24 protein-coding genes are annotated in these 22227 nt (G+C 28.0%); 1 reads left to right on the top strand and 23 read right to left on the bottom strand.

What is annotated here, in order from left to right; genetic code table 11:
- Position 1 precedes the first annotated feature (1 nt).
- The 13 genes from BGI42_RS05830 to BGI42_RS05770 all read right to left on the bottom strand — a co-directional run bounded on the left by BGI42_RS05830 (position 2) and on the right by BGI42_RS05770 (position 14538).
- Complete coding sequence (locus BGI42_RS05830) at positions 2 to 1030, bottom strand: M50 family metallopeptidase (RefSeq protein ID WP_069679427.1); 1029 nt, start codon at positions 1028 to 1030, stop codon at positions 2 to 4.
- Between the two features lie 6 nt (positions 1031 to 1036).
- Complete coding sequence (locus tag BGI42_RS05825) at positions 1037 to 2194, bottom strand: 1-deoxy-D-xylulose-5-phosphate reductoisomerase (RefSeq protein ID WP_069679426.1); 1158 nt, start codon at positions 2192 to 2194, stop codon at positions 1037 to 1039.
- A gap of 51 nt (positions 2195 to 2245) precedes the next feature.
- A complete protein-coding gene (locus BGI42_RS05820) occupies positions 2246 to 3217 on the bottom strand; it encodes an AI-2E family transporter (RefSeq protein WP_069679425.1) in 972 nt (323 codons plus the stop codon).
- 368 nt (positions 3218 to 3585) lie between these two features.
- The gene (locus BGI42_RS05815; RefSeq protein ID WP_069679424.1) at positions 3586 to 4380 is read right to left on the bottom strand and encodes a phosphatidate cytidylyltransferase; all 795 of its coding nucleotides are present in this window, start codon (positions 4378 to 4380) and stop codon (positions 3586 to 3588) included.
- Between the two features lie 7 nt (positions 4381 to 4387).
- On the bottom strand, positions 4388 to 5149 hold the full coding sequence (locus BGI42_RS05810; RefSeq protein WP_069679423.1) for an isoprenyl transferase: 762 nt from the start codon (positions 5147 to 5149) through the stop codon (positions 4388 to 4390).
- Between the two features lie 97 nt (positions 5150 to 5246).
- The gene (gene frr / locus BGI42_RS05805) at positions 5247 to 5804 is read right to left on the bottom strand and encodes a ribosome recycling factor (protein WP_069679422.1); all 558 of its coding nucleotides are present in this window, start codon (positions 5802 to 5804) and stop codon (positions 5247 to 5249) included.
- Positions 5805 to 5814: 10 nt separating this feature from the next.
- Positions 5815 to 6528: a UMP kinase gene (gene pyrH, locus BGI42_RS05800; RefSeq protein WP_069679421.1), complete on the bottom strand. Its 714-nt coding sequence runs from the start codon at positions 6526 to 6528 to the stop codon at positions 5815 to 5817.
- Between the two features lie 109 nt (positions 6529 to 6637).
- Positions 6638 to 7549, bottom strand: a complete 912-nt coding sequence (gene tsf / locus BGI42_RS05795) for a translation elongation factor Ts (RefSeq protein ID WP_069679420.1) — start codon at positions 7547 to 7549, stop codon at positions 6638 to 6640.
- Between the two features lie 176 nt (positions 7550 to 7725).
- Positions 7726 to 8427 (bottom strand): 30S ribosomal protein S2, encoded by a 702-nt coding sequence (gene rpsB, locus BGI42_RS05790; protein WP_069679419.1) that lies wholly within the window; start codon positions 8425 to 8427, stop codon positions 7726 to 7728.
- 235 nt (positions 8428 to 8662) lie between these two features.
- Positions 8663 to 9439, bottom strand: coding sequence for a GTP-sensing pleiotropic transcriptional regulator CodY (gene codY, locus BGI42_RS05785; protein ID WP_069679418.1), 777 nt, complete (start codon positions 9437 to 9439; stop codon positions 8663 to 8665).
- Positions 9440 to 9630: 191 nt separating this feature from the next.
- Positions 9631 to 11718 (bottom strand): type I DNA topoisomerase, encoded by a 2088-nt coding sequence (gene topA, locus BGI42_RS05780; RefSeq protein WP_105165898.1) that lies wholly within the window; start codon positions 11716 to 11718, stop codon positions 9631 to 9633.
- 50 nt (positions 11719 to 11768) lie between these two features.
- The gene (dprA, locus tag BGI42_RS05775) at positions 11769 to 12827 is read right to left on the bottom strand and encodes a DNA-processing protein DprA (RefSeq protein ID WP_069679417.1); all 1059 of its coding nucleotides are present in this window, start codon (positions 12825 to 12827) and stop codon (positions 11769 to 11771) included.
- A 190-nt stretch (positions 12828 to 13017) separates the two neighbouring features.
- On the bottom strand, positions 13018 to 14538 hold the full coding sequence (locus BGI42_RS05770) for a YifB family Mg chelatase-like AAA ATPase (protein ID WP_069679416.1): 1521 nt from the start codon (positions 14536 to 14538) through the stop codon (positions 13018 to 13020).
- Positions 14539 to 14712: 174 nt separating this feature from the next.
- Between BGI42_RS05770 and BGI42_RS05765 the strand changes: the two genes are divergently transcribed.
- Positions 14713 to 15081: a YraN family protein gene (locus BGI42_RS05765; protein WP_069679415.1), complete on the top strand. Its 369-nt coding sequence runs from the start codon at positions 14713 to 14715 to the stop codon at positions 15079 to 15081.
- Positions 15082 to 15288: 207 nt separating this feature from the next.
- Here BGI42_RS05765 and BGI42_RS05760 read toward each other — a convergent pair whose 3' ends face one another.
- From BGI42_RS05760 to ftsY, 10 genes are all read right to left on the bottom strand, one after another.
- Positions 15289 to 16104: a ribonuclease HII gene (locus BGI42_RS05760; RefSeq protein WP_069679414.1), complete on the bottom strand. Its 816-nt coding sequence runs from the start codon at positions 16102 to 16104 to the stop codon at positions 15289 to 15291.
- Entirely contained in the window at positions 16097 to 16954 is an 858-nt protein-coding gene (gene ylqF, locus BGI42_RS05755; protein WP_069679413.1) for a ribosome biogenesis GTPase YlqF, read from the bottom strand. Before ylqF ends, BGI42_RS05760 begins: the two co-directional genes overlap by 8 nt.
- Positions 16955 to 17057: 103 nt before the next feature.
- A complete protein-coding gene (rplS, locus tag BGI42_RS05750; RefSeq protein WP_069679412.1) occupies positions 17058 to 17408 on the bottom strand; it encodes a 50S ribosomal protein L19 in 351 nt (116 codons plus the stop codon).
- 118 nt (positions 17409 to 17526) lie between these two features.
- Positions 17527 to 18243: a tRNA (guanosine(37)-N1)-methyltransferase TrmD gene (gene trmD, locus BGI42_RS05745; RefSeq protein WP_069679411.1), complete on the bottom strand. Its 717-nt coding sequence runs from the start codon at positions 18241 to 18243 to the stop codon at positions 17527 to 17529.
- On the bottom strand, positions 18233 to 18730 hold the full coding sequence (gene rimM, locus BGI42_RS05740) for a ribosome maturation factor RimM (protein WP_069679410.1): 498 nt from the start codon (positions 18728 to 18730) through the stop codon (positions 18233 to 18235). The genes trmD and rimM overlap by 11 nt, the downstream gene beginning before the upstream one ends.
- 74 nt (positions 18731 to 18804) lie before the next feature.
- The gene (locus BGI42_RS05735) at positions 18805 to 19032 is read right to left on the bottom strand and encodes a KH domain-containing protein (RefSeq protein WP_003371032.1); all 228 of its coding nucleotides are present in this window, start codon (positions 19030 to 19032) and stop codon (positions 18805 to 18807) included.
- 49 nt (positions 19033 to 19081) lie between these two features.
- The gene (rpsP, locus tag BGI42_RS05730) at positions 19082 to 19327 is read right to left on the bottom strand and encodes a 30S ribosomal protein S16 (protein WP_069679409.1); all 246 of its coding nucleotides are present in this window, start codon (positions 19325 to 19327) and stop codon (positions 19082 to 19084) included.
- 17 nt (positions 19328 to 19344) lie between these two features.
- A complete protein-coding gene (gene ffh / locus BGI42_RS05725) occupies positions 19345 to 20721 on the bottom strand; it encodes a signal recognition particle protein (RefSeq protein ID WP_069679408.1) in 1377 nt (458 codons plus the stop codon).
- 13 nt (positions 20722 to 20734) lie between these two features.
- On the bottom strand, positions 20735 to 21064 hold the full coding sequence (locus BGI42_RS05720; protein WP_069679407.1) for a putative DNA-binding protein: 330 nt from the start codon (positions 21062 to 21064) through the stop codon (positions 20735 to 20737).
- Between the two features lie 136 nt (positions 21065 to 21200).
- Entirely contained in the window at positions 21201 to 22112 is a 912-nt protein-coding gene (gene ftsY, locus BGI42_RS05715) for a signal recognition particle-docking protein FtsY (RefSeq protein ID WP_069679406.1), read from the bottom strand.
- Between the last annotated feature and the right edge of the window lie 115 nt (positions 22113 to 22227).

Genomic DNA, 22227 nt, shown 5'->3' with positions numbered 1-22227 from the left:
CCTAAAACTTAACAGGGAATATAATATCTTTTATAGTTACCAAAATCATAAGACCTATAAGTAACATAAATCCTACATAATTTAAATTTTCAACTATCTTGTTTGGAACTTTTCTTCTTGTTATTAATTCAATTAGTAAAATTACAGTCCATCCTCCATCTAAAGCAGGGAATGGTAACATATTAAATACTGCCAAACTTACACTTATAAATCCAACAAAACGCATTAAAGACCAAATTCCACTTTCAGCAGTTTTAGCTGACATCTTAATTATTGTAAGTGGTCCTCCAACATCTGTCTTTAAATTTGATTTTCCTGTAAATATCATTTTAAGACCTTTAAATGTTTGAGATACTAAAGAAGCTGTTTTATTAACACTATGTTTTAAACTAGCACCTATACCTGGATTACGTTCTGCAGCAAAACCAACACCTATCATATATTGATTTTCTTCGCTTAACTTAGGTTTTATAGTGAAATTTTTAACTTCATTTCCTCTTTTTACAGTAAGATCAACTGGCTCACCTTTTGCCATAAGTATTCCTATTGTAACATCATCCTGTGTAAAAACTTTAGAATCATCTATTTTTAAAACTCTATCCCCTTCTTTTAGTCCAGCTTCTATTGCTGGATAACCCGGAAGGACATTTGCCACTTCTGGTACTGCATACCCAAATTTTCCTGCAATACATGCAAATATTATTATAGCTAATATATAATTCATAAAAGCTCCAGCTACTATAATACTTATCCTTCTAAGAGGAGATTTTTCTGAAAAACTTCTTTTATCTTGAACTGCTTCTTCTTCACCCATCATATTTACAAAACCACCAATAGGAAATAGACGTAATGAATATGTTGTTTCTTTTCCTTTCTTAGAAATCACTTTAGGACCCATTCCTATAGCAAATTCCTCTACTCTTACACCATTTAATTTTGCTAATGTAAAATGGCCAAGTTCATGTACAATTATTAAAACACTAAACGCTAAAATAGCTCCTAATATAGCTACTAAATTCATTTTTTTCATCCTTTCCTATTTCATATCTACTACATATTGTTTAATTTTTCTATCTAATGTTATTATATTCTCTAAAGTTAAAGACTTTTTACTTTCTTCTTTAAATGTATTCATGCATTCTTCTATAATATTAAAAATATCTAAAAACTCAATTTTTTCATCTAAAAATAATGCTACAGCTGCTTCATTAGCACCATTTAATATAGTTGGCATAAGTCCACCTTGTTTTCCTGCTTTAAAAGCTAATTCTAATGGTTTAAATGTTTCTAAATCTGGTTTTTCAAATGTTAACTTAGATACTTCATAAAAATCCAGAGTCTTTGCTATTAAATTTTTTCTTTCTGTATAATTAAATGCATATTGAATTGGCAATCTCATGTCTGCTGCTCCAAGTTGTGCAATTATACTTCCATCGCAATATTCAACCATAGAATGTATTATACTTTGAGGATGTATAACAACTTGTATATTATCATAATCACAATCAAAAAGCCAATGTGCTTCTATTACTTCAAGACCTTTATTCATTAATGTTGCTGAATCAATAGAAATCTTTCTTCCCATATTCCACTTAGGATGATTTAAAGCATCATTTACGCTAACATTATTCAAATCACTTAATTTCTTACCTCTAAAAGGCCCCCCTGAAGCTGTAAGTATTATCTTATTTAGTGTTTTTAAATCATTTCCCCTTAAAGATTGATAAATAGCACTATGTTCTGAATCAACTGGAAGTATTTTAACATTATTTTTCTTAGCTTCACTCATAACAATTTCACCTGCAACAACTAAGGTTTCTTTGTTTGCAAGTGCTATATCTTTTTTAGCTTTTATAGCCTTTAAAGTAGGTTCTAATCCTATCATACCAACTAAAGATGTCAAAACTATGTCAATTTCCTCTAAAGATGCTATTTTGTTTAATCCTTCCATTTGTGATAATACTATTGTTGACTTATTATTTTCATCACAATAATTTTTTATTTCTTCAGCACAATCTTTATCCATCATTCCCACATATTTGGGATCAAATTCTTCAATGATTTCAATCATTTTCTTTACTGATGAATTTGCTGTTGCTCCAATTAACTTTAATTGTCCATTTGAATTTTTTATTACATCTAAAGCCTGTGTTCCTATTGAACCTGTAACACCTAATATAGATAGTTTTTTCATGGTTTTTCCTCCTAAAGTATATTATAAAGTTTTATCAATTTTATAAATCATTTAACTAGAACTATATACTATTTCTTTTGCTAAAATACTATACATTGGTCCAACTAGTATACCTAAAATACCAAATACTTCTACCCCAATATATATAGAAATCAATACAATTAAAGGATGTATATCTAGTTTATCACCTAAAAATTTTGCCTCTAGAATTTCTCTTATTACTTGAACTAGTATGTATAAACACATAAGTCCAAAGGCAATAAGATAGTCTTTCATTACAATATTGTATATTATAATTGGAATAAATACAATTATAGTTCCCACATAAGGTAATATATCTAAAATTCCACATAATATTCCTAATATGAAATAATTAGATAATCCAAGTATCCAAAATCCACATATAATCTCAATAGTTGATATTAAGACTAGAGTTATTTCTATAATACACATTTGGCTAAAATTTTCTTTCTGTTTTTTTATTTTTAATATCATTTCATTTGGAAATAACATTAAAATGAACTTTTTAATGTTTTCACCGTCTACTAATACAAAAAAGGCACATATATTACCTATAAAATAAGCTATTATACCTTCACCTGTAGTTAAAGCACCTTTTCTTATGATTTCTTGATTTATTATAGATATTACACTCTTACCAAAATCAAGTTTTTTTAATTGTAAGTTAAGCTCTAAGGATATGTCTTGTATAATCTTATTTATTGTATTTACATTACTCAGATATATCTTTTGGAATACATTGAATATTTCATTTCCTAAATATAATATAATTAATATTAAAAGTATATTAACTAGAACAATGCTTAAAGCCCCTGAAATTTTATCTGGAATATATAATTTTATCATAATTTTATATAAGGGAGTTGCAATTATAGATATAAAAATCATAGCTAAAAAAGGTTTGAAATAATATTTTATAATATATGTAATTATAATTGTTATAAAAAGCAACACTGTTAAAGAGATTATTTTTTTATATTTATTAAAAATATTATTCACCATCCTAAAATCACTTTTTATAATATATGCTTTAAGTAACAATTTAATTATTATTTATATTTAACAAAAAATATATTTTCATAAAGTATTGATATGTTCATAAATAAAATAGCATTATATATCAGTATAAATTAAAAACATAAAATATGAAAATAAATAACAAGTCAAATATGCGACAGATATTTTGTGAAATACAATGACTTACGTTCTGATACTAGTTATGTATTAGTTCAAGGAAGAAGTAGTTCACAAAATAAGCCAGAATACTAATTAATTATTTATCTGAATTATTTATTTGAATGTGTTTTAATAACTTTCTATAACAAAAAATCTGTGGATTTAAATTTAAATCCACAGATTTCTTATAACTATTAAATTCCAACTATAAAAGTTAAATAATAGAATACTACTGTTGATGAAAAAATTATACTATCAAATCTATCTAAGATTCCACCATGACCTGGTATTAAATTACTATAATCTTTTATTCCTACATATCTTTTTATAGAAGATGCAACTAAGTCTCCAAATTGGCTAAATATACCACATAGAGCACCTATAATAAAATAATGATATGAAGGCATAATATTTAAATGTTTATTAATTATAAGTCCAAATATACCACAAAATAAAATGGCTCCTATAAGTCCTCCTATAGATCCTTCAATAGTTTTTTTAGGAGAAACCTTTGGACAAAGTTTATGTTTTCCAAAAAACCTTCCAAAATAATATGCGCTTGTATCTGCCATCCAAGATCCTATAAATATAAGCCATACTAAAAATTCACCATAATGTTTTGCATTAACTAAATACACAAAACTAAATAAAATTCCTGCATATATAAAACCTAAAAACGTTAAAGAAACATCTATAAATGTGTAGTCTAAATTTACTACTGGAATAATTAACAAAATAAACATGGCTAAGACTATTACATACATCATTATATTAAAATCATTATTTAATATATAATATATAATTAATAAAGCATATCCAAAAATTGATATTGGATTAAAATTTTTTTTCTTTAATGCATTATAAAATTCCCAAAGTCCCATTGCTGACAGTAAAATAACAAACGCTTTAAGATAAATTCCTCCAAGAAAAACAAATATTATAAATGGAGCAATCATAAGCGCACCTAGATATCTATTATTAGATTTCAAAAAATAATCACTCCTTTACTCCACCAAATCTTCTATCTCTATTTTGATAGTCAAATACAGCTTTTTGTAAATCTTCTTCTTTAAAATCTGGCCAAGCTATATCCGAATACCAAAATTCTGAATAAGCACATTGCCATAACAAAAAGTTACTAAGTCTTTGTTCACCAGAAGGTCTAATAATCAAATCCGGATCTGGCATCCCTTTTGTATATATGTAATTTGATATTAAATCCTCACTAATATCTTCTTTATTTATCTTATTATCTTTTAAATCTTCTGCAATCAATTGCATAGCCCTAACAAGTTCGTCTCTTCCACCATAATTTAGTGCAAGATTTAAATTTATATCAGTATTATTATATGTTTTCTCAATAGCCTTATTTAACTCTGCCTTACATTCTTCCGGAAATTTTGACATATCGCCTAATATATTTATTTTAACACCATTTTTATGTAGTTCTGCAACTTCTCTTCTAAGATAAACTACTAATAACTGCATTAATGCACTAACTTCTTCTTTAGGTCTTTTCCAATTTTCCGTTGAGAAAGCATATAAAGTTAAATATTTTATTCCTAACCGTTTAGATTCTTTAACTATTTTCCTTATTGTTTCAACGCCAGCTTTATGCCCAATACTTCTTGGCAATTTTCTTTTTTTAGCCCAACGACCGTTTCCATCCATTATTATTGCAATATGCAATGGCACCTTATTCATGTCTAATAAAATCTCATTACTTGAATTTTTTTTTGACTTAAATATACTTAACAAATTACCCATCCCCTTTCTTTTTATAAGATAATTATACTAAATAATATTAAGTATTTAAATTAAGGAAAAAACCTGCTATTTTAAGCAGGTTTTGAGATTAAATAGATAGAACCTCTTTTTCTTTATCAGCTATTACTTTGTCTATCTCTTTTATAATAGCATCAGTCTTCTTCTGAACATCATCTTCACCTTTTTTAATTTGGTCTTCAGATACGTCTCCCTCTTTTTTTAATGCTTTAATCTTATCATTAGCATCTCTTCTAATTGATCTTATCGCTACTTTAGATTCTTCTCCTGTTTTCTTAACTTTCTTAACAAGCTCTTTTCTTGTTTCCTCTGTTAATTCTGGTATAACTAATCTTATTACAGATCCATCATTTGAAGGATTTAAACCTAGATCTGATTTTAAAATAGCTTTTTCAATTTCTTTTAGCAATTGCTTTTCCCATGGTGTTATCATTAATACTCTTGGTTCTGGTGCAGAAATATTTGCTGCTTGTGATAATGGGCACATGCTTCCATAATAATCAATTTGAATTTTATCGAGCATATTTGGATTAGCTCTTCCAGCTTTCATAGTTCCTAATTCAGATTTTAATACAGTTACAGTTTTATGCATCTTTTCTTCTGCGTTCTTAATGATGTCCTTAATCATGATAATCCTCCTATTTTTTAGTTACTAATGTTCCGATATTTTTACCAGTTATAGCTCTTCTAATATTTCCTGGCTCATCTAAACCAAATACAAGTATTGGAATATTATTATCCATACATAATGAAGTTGCTGTAGAATCCATTACTTGTAATCCTTGATCTAAAACATCTATATATGATAGTGTATCATATTTTTTCGCTTCTGCATACTTCATAGGATCTTTATCATAAACTCCATCAACTTTTTTTGCTAAAAGTATTACTTCCGCTTCTATTTCAGCTGCTCTTAAAGCTGCTGTAGTATCAGTTGAGAAATAAGGATTTCCTGTTCCTGCTGCAAAAATAACAACTCTACCTTTTTCTAAATGTCTCATTGCTCTTCTTCTAATAAATGGTTCTGCAACTTCTTTCATTTCTATAGCAGTTTGTACTCTAGTTTTTACTCCTACTTGTTCTAAAGAGTCTTGTAATGCTAATGCATTTATACAAGTAGCCATCATTCCCATATAATCAGCAGTTGTTCTATCCATACCTTCACCGCTTCGTCCACGCCAGATATTTCCGCCACCTACAACGGTTCCAACTTCTACACCCATATCAACTAATTCTTTAATTTCTAAAGCTATTCTTTTAGCTACATTAAAGTCAAGTCCAAAACCATTGGCTCCAGCTAAAGCTTCACCTGAAAGTTTTAAAATTACCCTTTTATATTTACAATTTGTCATTTAAAACTACCTCCTGAATGTGGCATTAGAAGAAAACAATGCCTTATTTTTTATTATTTTCCTTAAAAAAAGAGAACACAGAGTGTCCTCTTTAGTTCCTATATTTCAACTATTTGCCTAATTGTTTAGCAACTTCTTCTGCAAAGTTTTCTTCAACTTTTTCGATTCCTTCTCCTCTTTCGAATCTCACGAATCTGTTTACTTTAATTGCAGAACCAGCTTCTTTAGATTTTTCATCTATAAACTTAGTTATAGTCTTATCTCCGTCTTTAACCCAAAGTTGTTCAAGAAGACATACTTCTTTATAATACTTTTGAATTCTTCCCATAACCATTTTTTCAACTATTTTTTCTGGTTTTCCTTCATTTAAAGCTTGAACTCTATAAATTTCTTTTTCTTTTTCTATAGATTCTTGATCAACATCTTCTTTAGATAAAAATAAAGGATTAGCAGCAGCTATTTGCATACAAAGTTCTTTTGCAACTTCTTCAACAGCTGGTGATACAGTATCACAAGCAACTTCTACTAAAACACCAATTCTTCCTCCACCGTGAATATAGCTCTTAACTACTCCATTCTCTACAGTGAATTTAACAAATCTTCTAACAGTCATATTTTCGCCAAGTCTAGCAATTAATCCTGTTAAAGCTTCTTGAATTGTAGCTTCTCCATCGAATTTTTCTTTAACAAATTCTTCTACATTTGCAGCATTTGTTGTTGTAGCTATTTTAGCTAAAGTGTCAGCAAAAGCAGCGAAATCTTCATTTGCCGCAACGAAATCTGTTTCACAATTAAGCTCAACAATTGCTCCACTCTTTTTATCTTCTGAAATATATGTTTTAACTAAACCTTCTGCAGCAACTCTTCCTGATTTCTTAGCTGCAGCCGCAAGTCCTTTTTCTCTTAATACTTCAACAGCTTTTTCGATGTCACCATCTGTTTCTGTTAATGCCTTTTTGCAGTCCATCATTCCTGCGCCAGTTCTTTCTCTTAATTCTTTAACTGATTTTGCAGATATCATTATTAAATTCCTCCTCGATTATATATTGCATTTTATTAACTTATTATATTCATAATAAATTAATTATTTAGAAGCAATTATTTAAAATTTAATATATTAAACTTTAAATAATTGTTACTTCTAAGTTAGAAGACAAAACAAACTGTTTTGTCTTCCATTAAAATAGTATATATAAACTATTCAGCTAATTCTTCGCCTTGTCTTCCTTCCATAACAGCATCAGCCATTTTAGCAGTTATTAATTTAACAGCTCTTATAGCATCATCATTACCAGGAATTACGTAATCAACTTCTTCTGGATCACAGTTAGTATCTACTATAGCAACTACAGGGATTCCAAGAATTTTAGCTTCTGAAATAGCATTTTTTTCTTTTCTTGGATCAACTACAAACATAGCTCCTATGTTATCGCATTCTAAATTCTTGATACCACCAAGATTTTTTTCTAATTTTTCTAATTCACCTTTTAATTTGATAACTTCTTTCTTTGGAAGAACTTCAAAAGTTCCATCTTCTTGCATTTTTTCTATTTCAGCAAGTCTTCTTATTCTCTTCTTTATAGTAGAGAAGTTTGTTAACATTCCACCTAACCATCTGTTGTTTACAAAGTGCATGTTGCTTCTTATAGCTTCATCTTTTATAGCTTCTTGAGCTTGTTTCTTTGTTCCAACAAATAATATATCTTTTCCTTCTGTAGCAACTTCTTTAACAAAGTTGTAAGCTTCTTCAGCTTTTTTAACTGTTTTTTGAAGGTCTATGATATATATACCATTTCTTTCTGTAAAAATATAAGGAGCCATTTTAGGGTTCCATCTTCTTGTTTGGTGTCCGAAATGTACACCTGCTTCTAATAATTGTTTCATTGATATTACTGACATTTTGTTACCTCCTTGGTTTTTACCTCCATTATCTTCTACTTGTAAATAACCTTTAAAAGGGCACCTAATTTACAAATTGGATAATGTGCGTATTCTATTACCTTAAACAGTATAACACAAGGTATTTAAGCTATCAACAAAAAAATTTATTTTTTCTGTAAAAATAAATAGAAGAAACCATTTTCTTTGGTTTCTTCTATTTACAGCTCGTCTATTTTCCTCATATACTAAAATACTACTTTATTTTTTTCAATTCATCTAATAACTTTTCATTTAATACTCTGATATAAGTACCTTTCATTCCCAAAGACCTAGATTCAATAACTCCAGCACTTTCAAATTTTCTTAAAGCATTTACTATAACACTTCTAGTTATTCCTACTTTATCAGCTATTTTTGAAGCAACTAGTAACCCTTCATTTCCATTTAATTCTTCAAAAATATGTTCTACAGCTTCTAGCTCTGAGTAAGAAAGTGTTCCTATAGCCAATTGGACAACTGCTTTCTTTCTAGTTTGTTCCGCTAAATCTTCTTGCATTGCTCTAAGCATTTCCATTCCAACTATAGTGGCACTATACTCAACTAAAACTAAATCATCATCAGTAAACTCTTTTCCAAATCTAGCTAATATTAATGTTCCTAACCTTTCCCTACTTCCTATTATAGGTATTATAGTTGAAATCTTATCTTTAGCTTTGCAGTCTCCAATTTCTGCAAACACGCATCTGCCTTGATTATATAAATTTGCTAGCGTTTCATTACTTTCTAAAAGGGTAAGATTATAATCTTCTGGGAATTTTTTATCTTCTATAACCTTTTTTTTCATAGCTTCGCATTCAAAACCTGGTGAAAAAGTATATCCTAAAACTTTACCTTTTTTGCTTATTATATAAGCATTACATTGAAGAACTTCACTTAAAAGTGTACATATATCTTCAAAAGCTACTGGATCTGTTCCCGTTTTTTGCAAAATTTTATTTAATCTTCTTGTTTTATCTAATAGAGATGACATTTATTATCCTCCTTGTTAACCTCACAATAATTTCTGATTATACAAACAGAACATAATCTTTTCAGAAAATTCTTAATTTAATGAATCTTCTTTCACGCATTACTAATTTTAGTCTAACACATAAAATAAGGCTTTACAACAGTATTTTTTTAATTTCGACATAATACAAATACTAGAGTTTATAATTTAAATCATTCGCTTTTTTCATCTTTAAGTTCTTTAGTATAATCACATTCTCCATTAGAACATTTAATATATTTTCCTTTACTCTTTGAATATCTAAGTACCATATAAGAATTACATTTAGGACATTTTTCCTTTACTGGCTCATACCAGCTAACAAAAGTACATTCCGGATATCCTGAACAGCCAAAGAATTTTTTACCTCTTTTGCTTTTTTTAATAACTATAGGCTTTCCACATTCAGGACATGGAACATCTAATTCTTCAACTATTGGTTTAGCATTCTTACATTCTGGATATCCTGGACATGCTAAAAATTCACCATATCTACCTCTTTTTATTACCATCATACGACCACACTTATCACACTTAACGTCGCTAACTTTATCTTCTATAACAACTTTTGATATTTCTTTTTCAGCCTTTTCTATAGCTTCCTTTAGAGGTGTAAAAAATTCTTCCACTATTTTAGTCCAATTTTCATTTCCTTCTTCAACAGCATCTAATTTTTTCTCCATATCAGCTGTAAAATCAACATCTACTATTTGTTTAAAATATTCACTTACTATATTATTTACTATAAATCCCAATTCAGTTGGAATTAAATTTTTCTTTTCACGGACAACATACGATCTACTAACTAATGTAGATATAGTAGGTACATACGTACTAGGTCTTCCGATTCCCTTTTCCTCTAATAATTTAACAAAAGAGGCTTCTGTATATCTTGGTTGAGGTTGTGTAAAATGTTGCTTTCCTTCTATAGATACAACTTTTAATTCCTCTCCTTCTTCTAAGGCCGGTAATGTAACAGACTTTTCATCGGCTTCATTTAAATATTTATATATTTTCATAAATCCATCAAAATTCACTGTTGAACCTGATGCCTTAAATTTATATTCACCATTTAATATGTCTATAGAATTTGTATTAAGCACACATGATGACATTTGACTTGCTACAAATCTGTTCCAAATTAATGAATATAATTTATACTGTTCTGAAGTTAGATTGTCTTTTGCTACTTCTGGTGTAATTTCTACGTATGTAGGTCTAATAGCTTCATGGGCATCTTGAATATTTTTCTTTCCTTTATATACTCTAGGTTCATTTGGCAAATATTCTTTGCCATAAGTATTTTCTATAAACACCTTTGCATTTTCTTGAGCTTCTTCAGATATTCTCATAGAGTCTGTTCTCATATAAGTAATTAAACCAACAGTTCCATATCCTTTTATTTCTACTCCTTCATAAAGTGCTTGTGCTATTGACATTGTTCTTTTAGTCATAAAATTCAATTTTTTACTAGCATCTTGTTGAAGAGTACTTGTTGTAAAAGGTGGTAATGGATTCTTAACTTTATTACCTTTTTTTATTTTGTTAATAACAAAGGTACCATTTTCAAGTTCTTCTTTTATTTTATTAGCTTCTTCTTCTGTGTTTATTTCAATCTTTTTATTTTTATAAGTTGAAAATCTTATTGGAAATTTATTTCTTGATTTCTTTAATATACAATCAACTGACCAATACTCTTTAGGTACAAAAGCTTTAATTTCCTCTTCTCTATCACAAATCAACTTTAATGCAGCTGACTGAACTCTTCCTGCACTAAGGCCCCACTTTACATTTTTCCATAATATGGGACTTATTTCATATCCAACAAGTCTATCTAATATTCTTCTAGCTTGTTGTGCGTCAACCAAATCCAAATCTATACTTCTAGCTTGCTTTATAGCACCTTTTACAGCACTCTTAGTAATTTCATTAAAAACTATTCTGCATTTTTCTGTTTCTGGTATTTTTAATATATTAGCTAAATGCCAAGATATAGCTTCACCCTCACGATCGGGGTCAGTTGCCAAATATATTTTATCAGATTTTTTTGCTGCTTTTTTTAACTTATCTAATAATTCACCCTTACCTCTGATTGTTATATACTTGGGTGTATAATTATTTTCTATATCAACACCTAATTTACTTTTAGGTAAATCTCTTATATGCCCCATAGAAGCTTCCACAACATAATTTTTTCCTAAATATTTACCAATTGTTTTAGCTTTTGCTGGTGACTCAACGATTACAAGTTTTTGACCCATTTTTATAACTTCATAAAAATTTTATGAAGTACTCACCCCCTAAATTTGTTTTAAATTATTTTTATATAGTAATTACCAGGAAGGCAAATTATTTCGTTCTTTATTTGCATTTCAAATAATAACGCATATAAAGCTCCTCTGTCAACACAACTATTTTTAAATATATCATCGATATGAATTGGTGCATCAGTAATCATATCTAATATTTCTCTTTTTTCTGGTCTTATCTTCATAGGCTGAATATTCATATGATTTTTTTCAAAAAATCTACTTAAATCATTGATACTAGTTAAAACATCACATCCATCTTTAATTAATTTGTTAGAACCTTTAGCTCCTTCATATAATATAGACCCTGGAACAACTAATACATCTTTGTTTTGTTCTTGTGCAATTCTCGCAGTTATCAATGATCCACTTTTTTCACTTGCTTCTATAACTATAACTCCATCACTTAAACCACTTATTATTCTATTTCTTAGTGGAAAGTTATGTCTTAGAGGTTTAGTCCCTAAAGGAAATTCTGAAATAATCAATCCATCCTCAATCACTTTTGAAAATAGAGCTTTATTCTCGGCTGGATATACAACATCTATACCACAACCTAAAACTATAATGGTCCTTCCTCCATTTTCTAAAGCAGATTTATGAGCTATAGAATCTACACCTCTTGCACCACCACTTATAAGCGTTATATTATTAGTAATAATCTCCTTTGTCAAGAGTTTTGTTACTGCTAAGGCATAATTTGAACACTTTCTTGCACCTACAATTGCTATAGATTTTTCATTTATTAACTGAATATTTCCTTTATAAAATAAATAATATGGAATTGGTGAAAATAGTCTTAATCTCTCTTTATACAATGGATTAGAGTATGTTATATATCCTATACTTTTTTTATTTAATATATTGTTTAAAGATATAATTTCATAAATCAAATCATTCTTTTCAAACTTTCCAAGTTTTTTTTGTATTTTTTTATTTTCCTTTAAAATATTCTCAAAATTATTATATATATTTTCCTCATTTTCATACTCATCTATTAAACTTATTTTTTCTTTATTGCTTATATTTAACAAAATAAACCATAGTTCATAATTTAACATTAAAAATCTCCTTGCACTTAGGCATATTCAAATAAATAATTAGTCAGCATACTAATTTATTTTGTGAACTACTTCTTCCTTAGAACCTACTAATAGTACATATAGCACAACTATTATTAGAACTAAAGTTATTGTATTTCACAAAATATCCATAGCATCTTTGACTTATTATTTATTTTCATATTCCTTATTATATAATCTCCCCATCTATATTTTTTCTATAATTAAAAGCTTCAATTATATGATGTTCTAAAATTTCTTTATCTCCATCTATATCAGCTATTGTTTGCGCTAATTTTATAACTTTGCTATATCCTCTCATAGATACACTTGAAGTATTATAGTAATGTTTTAAAATGTTGCTACATCCTTTATTCATTTTACATATATCAAACACATCTTTTCCTTTTATATCTGAATTATATTTATATTTTGTATTTTTAAATCTTTTTTCTTGAATTTCTCTTGCTTTAGAAACTCTTTCTTTCATTAATTTAGAATTATATGAATCTTGTCTTTTTTCTATATCATCATATTTTAATCTTGGAACAAAATTTAATATATCTATTCTATCTAATAAAGCAGTAGAAAATTTTCTAAAATATTTTTTAGCGTTATATCGCGAATATAATCCATTTTCTAATACGCTTTCATCCTTTTCTTCAATTGGATTAAAAGCTCCTATTAATAAAAAGTTTGCTGGCATAGTATAACTACCACTGATTCTATCTATATTTATTTGTTTTTCCTCTAAAGGTTCTCTTAATGATTCTAATGATTCTTTTTTAAATTCTAATACCTCATCGAGAAATAATATTCCATTATGTGCTAATGTTACCTCTCCAGCTTTTATTTCTTTACCTCCTCCAATTAAAGCATTTTTAGTTGTAGTATGATGTGGACATCTAAAAGGACGTCTTATTATAGTATTTTTTTGCATAAGACCTGATGCACTATATATTTTAGCTATTTCTAATAATTCTTTTTTAGATAATGGTGGCAATATTGATGTTATTGCTTTAGCAAGCATTGTTTTTCCACACCCTGGTTCTCCATATAACAAAATATTATGTTTTCCAGCTGCTGAAATTTCCAATGCCCTTTTTGATGAATATTGTCCTATTATTTCTCCAAAATCTAAAAGTTCTAATTTTTTTTGCATTTCAATACTTTCATTAGATACTTTACAAGGTAATAAATCCTTATATGTTATATATGATATTACTTCTTTGAAATTTTTAAACGGATAATATTCTCCTTCATCAAAATAGTAACTTTCCTCTAAATTTTCGTAAGGAAATATAAATCTATTTTTATTCTCTTTTATACCTTCTATTATTATAGGTATACATCCCTTTACTGCTTTTAATTCTCCTGATAAAGATAATTCTCCAAAAATTATATAATCGTTTACTTTGTTACATTTTATTTGATTAGAAGCCATAAGTATTCCTAAAGCTATAGGCAAATCTAAAAGAGATCCTATTTTCTTTATATCTGCTGGAGCTAAATTAATTGTTATTCTTCCTAATGGAAATTCGTATCCACTATTTAAAATTGCTGATCTTACACGTTCCTTAGATTCTTTTACTGAAGTATCTGCTAATCCAACAATTGAAAATGATGGTAATCCTTTGGATATATCAACTTCAACCTCTATTAATAACCCTTCTAAACCATTTTGTGTAGCACTTATTATTTTTATAGACATTTTAAATCACCCATTAACATTATAGACAAATAAATTTTTATTAATCCTTTTAAAATCAAATGATTTATTTATAAAATTAGTGTCAATAATATCTACTATATTTAATATATTACTATTATTAACATAATTTTTATATTACATCTAGTGAAAATATATTTTTAGGAGTACATATCTATGAAAAAATTTAATAAAGATATAGGAACCTATTGTGAAAAATTAGCTTGTGATTATTTGAAAAAAAATAGTTTTAAGATATTAGAATGTAACTTTAAAAATTTTATAGGAGAAATAGATATAATATGTATAAAAAATTCTACATTAATAATAATAGAAGTAAAGGGTAGATATGATTATTCATTTGGTATTCCAAAAGAATCTGTCTCTTTTAAAAAACAAAAAAATATCATAAAAGTGGCAACCTCCTATATTTATTATCAAAAACTTAATAATTCAAATGTACGTTTTGATGTCATTGAGGTTTATTTAAACAGAGTTAATTCATCATATAAAATAAATCATATTAAAGATGCCTTCAGAACATAAAAGAATACCTTGTAAAATAATTTTTTATTATTCTACAAGGTATTTAGGTATATAAAAATAAATAACAAGTCTAAGATACCACAGTTATTTTATGAAATACAATGACTTGGGTTTTGCTAATAATTGTGCTATTAGCAGATTACAAGGAAGAAGTAGTTCACAAAATAAACTAGCATACTGACTAGTTATTTATTTGAATATACCTTATTATAATATATTATTTAAAAAACTATTTCTATGTATTTCACATTTCCCATATTCTCTTAGTCCATCTATGTGTTTTGGAGTTCCATATCCCATATTATTTTCAAAATCATAATTTGGATATTTATTAGAATATTCCTTCATTAAATTATCTCTATATACTTTTGCTAATATAGATGCAGCTGCAATACTTGCACTTTTGGTATCACCCTTTATTACAAATTCATTGGGAATATCTATATTCTTTATTCTATAACCATCTGATAATACCAAATCGGGTTTTACACTTAAATTATTGCAAGAATCTAGAAATACTTGATTATTGCAAAACGCTATGCCTTTCTCATCTATTTCATTATTTGAAGAAATAGCTATATGATATGCTATAGCTTTTTCTCTAATTATTTCTGATAACTCTTCTCTTTTTATATGATTTATCTTTTTAGAATCGTTCAAATATAAAATTAAATCTTCTTCTATTACATTTAAATCTAATACTACTGCGCAAGCTACAATAGGACCTGCTAATGGTCCTCTTCCAACTTCATCAACACCTGCCACATATTTAAAATCTCCAAAAGATTTATCAAATTTATACATAGATTTTACTCTATGCATCTCTTTAATATATGCATCTAAATGTTTTTGCATGGTCTTACCTAAGGATGATACGTTTTTTCTTTTATCATTCAACAGTTTAGTAATTATCCTATTTAACTTTTCGCATCTATAATTATCAACAATTGATATTTTAGAAACTTCTTCTTTTATAATTTTATATGACAATTTATCTATATCTAATTTAAGAAAATTATCCATCAATATCACCTGGACGTTCTAATGAAATCTTTCCTATTCTTCCTGCTCTAAATTCGTCTAATAATATAACAGCTATCCTATTGTAATTGATTTCTCCACCTGAAACTAAAGCACCTCTTTTTCTAGCTATAGAATTTAATGTTTCTAATGGATCTTCACAAACATCTTCTATTTTATATCTTTCTTTTATATTTTCTTTATAAAATTTTTGCAATCTTTCAACAAGCTTATATGAAAGTTCTTCTATATCCATTATTTCATCTTTTATAGCTCCTGTAAAAGCTAAATTTAATGCAGTTTTCTCATCCTCAAATTTAGGCCATAATACTCCTGGAGTATCTAAAAGTTCTATACCTATTGATGTTTTTATCCATTGTTTACTTTTAGTTACACCTGGTCTATCCCCAGTTCTAGCTATACTATTTCTAGCCATCTTATTTATAAATGTAGATTTACCAACATTAGGAATTCCCACAACCATAACTCTAGTTGTTATATTAACCATTCCTTTTGCTTTTAATCTCTCATGTTTTTCTTTAAGCAATGATAAAAGCATAGGTTTTATTGCCTTTAATCCTTCTCCTTTTAAACAATTGACTTCTAATACTTTAACATCATCTTTAGTTAAATGTTTAATCCATTCTTTTGTAACTTTAGCCTCTGTTAAATCACTTTTATTTAAAAGTATTATTCTTGGTTTACCCTTTAATAAATTATCTATATCTGGATTAGCAGAACTTCTTGGTATTCTAGCATCTCTTATTTCTATAACCGCATCTACTAATTTTAAGTTTTCTTTTATCTCTCTTTGAGTTTTTTTCATATGCCCTGGAAACCAGTTAATTGCCATTTCAATTCCTCCTTTAGAATATATTAAAAGAAAAAGAAGCTTAAGCTTCTATTAATTTATTATAGAAAAAAAGAGGACTGAATCAGTCCACCTTTTAATCTAATTATCTAGTTAATAATTCTTTAACTTTTGCAGCCTTACCAACTCTATCTCTTAAGTAGTAAAGTTTAGCTCTTCTTACTTTACCTCTTCTTGAAATTTCGATTTTTTCGATTATTGGTGCATGCATTGGGAATGTTCTTTCAACACCGCATCCATAAGCAAGTCTTCTTACAGTGAAAGTTTCTCTTAATCCACCGTTTTGTTTCTTAATTACAGTACCTTCAAACATTTGTACTCTTTCTCTTGTACCTTCTTTAACCTTAACATAAACTTTTACATTGTCTCCAATTTTAAAGTTTGGTAGGTCAGTTCTTAATTGTTCAGCTTCAATAGCTCTTATTATTTCGTTCATTGTGCATTCCCTCCTTAAGATAATTTGACGTTCTTAACAAAATCTATGCTTGACAGAGGAACGCCCGTACTAGCACATTTTCAATAATAACATATTTTTTTATTTGTTTCAATAAAATTTATTTCTTTTTTATTCCCAAAAGTTTTTTATCTTCTTTTGTGAAAATAACTTTTTTATATAAATCCGACCTCTTCTCTTTAGTTAAGTTCAAAGATTGCAACCTTCTCCATTTTCTTATATTTTCATGATGACCTGATAAAAGTATTTCTGGGACTTTATCCCCTTCAAAATCATATGGCCTTGTATATTGAGGATATTCTAATAATTCATCGCTAAAGGATTCATCCATAAAGCTTTCTTCTTTTCCAAGCACTCCTGGTATTAACCTCAAAATAGAATCTATTACTGGAATTGCGGCCATTTCTCCTCCTGTAAGAATAAAATCACCTAATGATATTTCCATATCAATATATTTATATACACGTTGATCTATTCCTTCATAATGCCCACACAAGAATATTAAATTATCTTCATTTGAAAGATCCATCGCCATTTTTTGATTAAATGTTTTTCCTCTAGGTCCTAAAAAAACTACTTTTCCATTATTGTTTTCTTTAGCTTTTCTTATAGTATCTACTATTGGTTGTGGTGCCATAACCATTCCTGCACCACCTCCATAAGGATAATCATCTACCTTTTTATGTTTATTTAAAGTATAATCACGTATATTCAATAATTCTAACTCTATTAAATTATTTTCTTGAGCCCTCCCAATTATACTATGATTAAATATTGAAAACATTTCAGGAAAAAGAGTAAGTATGCTAATCTTCATCTTGCCACTGCCTAACTGGTTTTATTACTATTTTTTTATTATCTATATCAATATCTAAAACAATATCTTTTAAAACAGGAATTAATAATTCTTTAGGCTCCTTTATCCAATATACATCATTGTTAGGTGTACTAATAACATCAAATATTTTTCCAAGCTCTATATTATCAGTATCATAAACATCACAACCTATTAAATCAACTATATAATAAGTATCTTCTTCTAGTGATGGCTCACTACTTCTAAATATCTCAATATATTTTTGTTTATAAGTTTCAGCATCATTCATAGTGTCTATTCCTTCTATCTTTAAGATAACTCTATCTTTTTGAAATTTAACACCTTGTATATTTCTTTCTTCTCCATCAATCAAAACGTTTTTTAATTTTTTAAATTTCTTAACATCATTAGTTAATGGATATACTTTTACTTCACCTTTAATTCCGTGAGTATTTATGATTTGCCCTATTTTAAATATCTCTTCCAAAAGAGTCACTCCTTTACATATTGTTTTATTTTAAGTACTTAAAAAGAGTTAGGATTAACCCTAACTCTTTATTTTTAAATGATCTCTACTATAACTCGTTTATTTTGTTTAATGGCTACGGCTTTTACAACAGTTCTAATTGCTTTGGCTATTCTCCCTTGTTTACCGATAACTCTACCCATATCTTCAGGAGCTACTTTTAGCTCTAAAATTATTGATTGTTCACCAATAATCTCATTGATACTAACGGCTTCTGGATTATCAACTAGAGATTTAGCTATAAACTCAACTAATTCTTTCATAAACCCCTATAATTAATATGTACTAATTATAGATTTCACCTCCACAAAATTACTTGCTAAGACCTGCTTGAGTGAAAAGCTTCTTAACTACATCTGTTGGTTGTGCACCATTTTGTAACCATTGGTTAGCTTTTTCTTCATTTATTTTAACTTCAGCTGGTTCAGTTATTGGATTGTAGTAACCAATTTCTTCGATGAATCTACCATCTCTTGGGCTTCTTGAATCAGCAACAACTATTCTATAGAAAGGTGCTTTTTTAGCTCCCATTCTTCTTAATCTAATTTTAACTGCCATTTTTAATTTCACCTCCTTTAAAAGATACTATTTATTTTAAAAGGTAATTTTCCAAATAAACCTTTTTTAGACTGCTTTTGAAGCGACTTCATATGCTTCATATTTTTCTTCATCATTTCATAGCTTTTTACAAGCTTATTAACTTCCTGTATTGTAGTACCTGCACCCCTTGCAATTCTCTTTTTTCTTGAGCTTGCAGTATTTCCTGATGTAAGTAATCCAGGATTATTTCTTTCTTTTTCTGTCATAGATTGAATGACTGCTTTTGTTTTATTTATAGCATCTTCGCCTTTAGATAAATCCACATTTTGAAGTTCTTTAGAATTCATTCCTGGAATCATTTCTAAAATTTTATTTAAAGGCCCTAGCTTTTTCATTTGCTCTATAGCTGTTAAGTAATCATTAAAGTTAAATTCTTGATTTAACATTCTTTTTCCTAAATCAGCTGCTTCTTTTTCATCAATAGCACTTTGTGCTTTTTCTATAAGAGATAATACATCTCCCATACCAAGTATTCTTGATGACATTCTATCAGGATGAAACACCTCGAAATCATTCATCTTTTCGCCAGTACCTATATACTTTATTGGCTTTTCAGTGATACTTCTTATTGAAAGTGCAGCACCACCTCTTGTATCTCCATCTAATTTAGTAAGAATTACACCTGTTACATCTAAATCTTTATTAAAACTTTCTGCAACATTTACTGCATCTTGACCTGTCATTGCATCAACAACTAAAAGTATTTCAGATGGATTAACATTTTCTTTTATATCTTGAAGTTCCTTCATTAAATCTTCATCTATATGAAGTCTACCTGCTGTATCTATTATTATAACATTATTTCCATTATCTTTTCCATGAGCTATACCAGCTTTAGCAATATCAACAGGATTAACTTTATCACCCATTGAGAATACTGGAATTTCAATTTGTTTTCCAACAACCTCTAATTGTTTTATAGCTGCTGGTCTATAAACGTCACACGCAACTAATAATGGTTTTTTATTATTCTTTCTAAGTTCAAGTGCAAGTTTACCACACATGGTAGTTTTTCCTGCTCCTTGAAGACCTACTAACATAATTACTGTTGTTCCTGAACTCGAGTAATTTATTTTACTCTCACTTCCACCCATAAGATTAGTAAGTTCTTCGTTAACTATTTTTATAACATGTTGACCTGGTGTTAAACTTTCAAGAACTTCATCTCCAACACACTTTGAGCTAACATTTGAAATAAAAGTTTTAACAACTCTATAGTTAACATCTGCTTCTAATAAGGCAAGCTTTACTTCTCTCATGGCTTCCTTTATATCTTTTTCAGTTAACTTTCCTTTACCTTTTAACTTCCTAAAAGTTTCCTGTAATTTTTCGCCTAAACCTTCAAAAGCCATGTTTATTACCTCCCTATAAATTTTCTAGCTTTTCTTTAAACGTTAAGTATTCATCATTACTAATAGAATACTTTTCTTTTAGTTCCTCTAAAAAATTCATAATATTTTCTTCTCTTTTCATACTCTTTTGAAGTAAGTTAAGCTTACTTTCATATGATAGAAGCTGTTTATAACATCTTTTTATTAAATCATGAATTGCTTGACGACTTGTTTTATTTATTTCTGCTATTTCACCTAAAGACAAATCATCATTATAATACAATGTCATAACACTATGTTGTTTTTCCGTCAATAATGAACTATAAAAATCCATCAATAATGAAATTTCAACTCGGTCTTCCATAAGATCACCTTACCCACAAAAGAGATTTTAACAGGATTTTATACAGCTGTCAAGTATTTTTACTTAACAGTTATATTTTTTATTTTAATCCTTTTATTAATATATTAAATATCTTATAAATTATATTTTGTTCATATTAAATTAATACTTCTGCAAAACTTTCAGCATCAAATTCTTGAAGATCGTCAACACTTTCTCCAACACCTATATATCTAACAGGTATATTTAAACTTTGCTTAATAGAAATTACAACTCCACCTTTTGCTGTTCCATCTAACTTAGTTAATATTATACCATCTATCGGACAAACTTCCATAAATTGTTTTGCTTGCATTACCGCATTTTGACCAGTTGTTGCATCTAATACTAATAAAGTTTCTTTTTTAATATCCCTTAATTCTCTATCAATAATTCTATTAATTTTTTCAAGTTCATTCATTAAATTCTTTTTATTATGAAGTCTTCCTGCCGTATCGCATATTAATAAATCAGTATTTCTGGCTTTAGAAGCTTCTATGGCATCAAATACAACTGCTGCTGGATCTGATCCTTCTTGATGTTTTATTATATCGACTTGTGCTCTTTGGCTCCAAACTTCTAATTGATCTATTGCTGCTGCTCTAAAAGTATCCGCTGCTACAAGTAAAACTTTTTTACCATCTCTTTTATTTTTAGCTGCAAGTTTTCCAATTGAAGTAGTTTTTCCAACCCCATTTACACCTATAATAAGCATCACTTTCTTTTCATCATTATAATTTTCTTCATTGTCACCTTCAAGTAATATTTCTTTTATAACTTCTTTTAATGCTGGCTTTACTTCCTGCGGATCATTAATTTTTTCTTTACGAATTTTTTTTCTCAATCTTTCAATAATATCCATGGTAGTATCCATACCTACATCTGATGTTATTAATATTTCTTCTAATTCTTCATATAAATCTTCATCTATTGTTATAGCTATTTTTAAAGCTTCATTTATTTTATCTGTTAACCCATCTCTTGTTTTAGTTAATCCCTCTTTTAGTTTATTAAATAAATTTCCAAACAAATTTAATTCCTCCTAAAAATTTAAATCTACATATATTTTTCTCAATTTGTGCTATATATATTGTTTTATTTATTATAGTATATAATATATCCTTAAACTTCTAAATAATAATTTA

It is taken from the genome of Clostridium taeniosporum (assembly GCF_001735765.2).
Classification (GTDB): Bacteria; Bacillota; Clostridia; order Clostridiales; family Clostridiaceae; genus Clostridium; species Clostridium taeniosporum.
The sequence above is the reverse complement of the archived record's forward strand: the minus strand, read 5'-3'. Positions and strand labels throughout refer to the sequence as shown.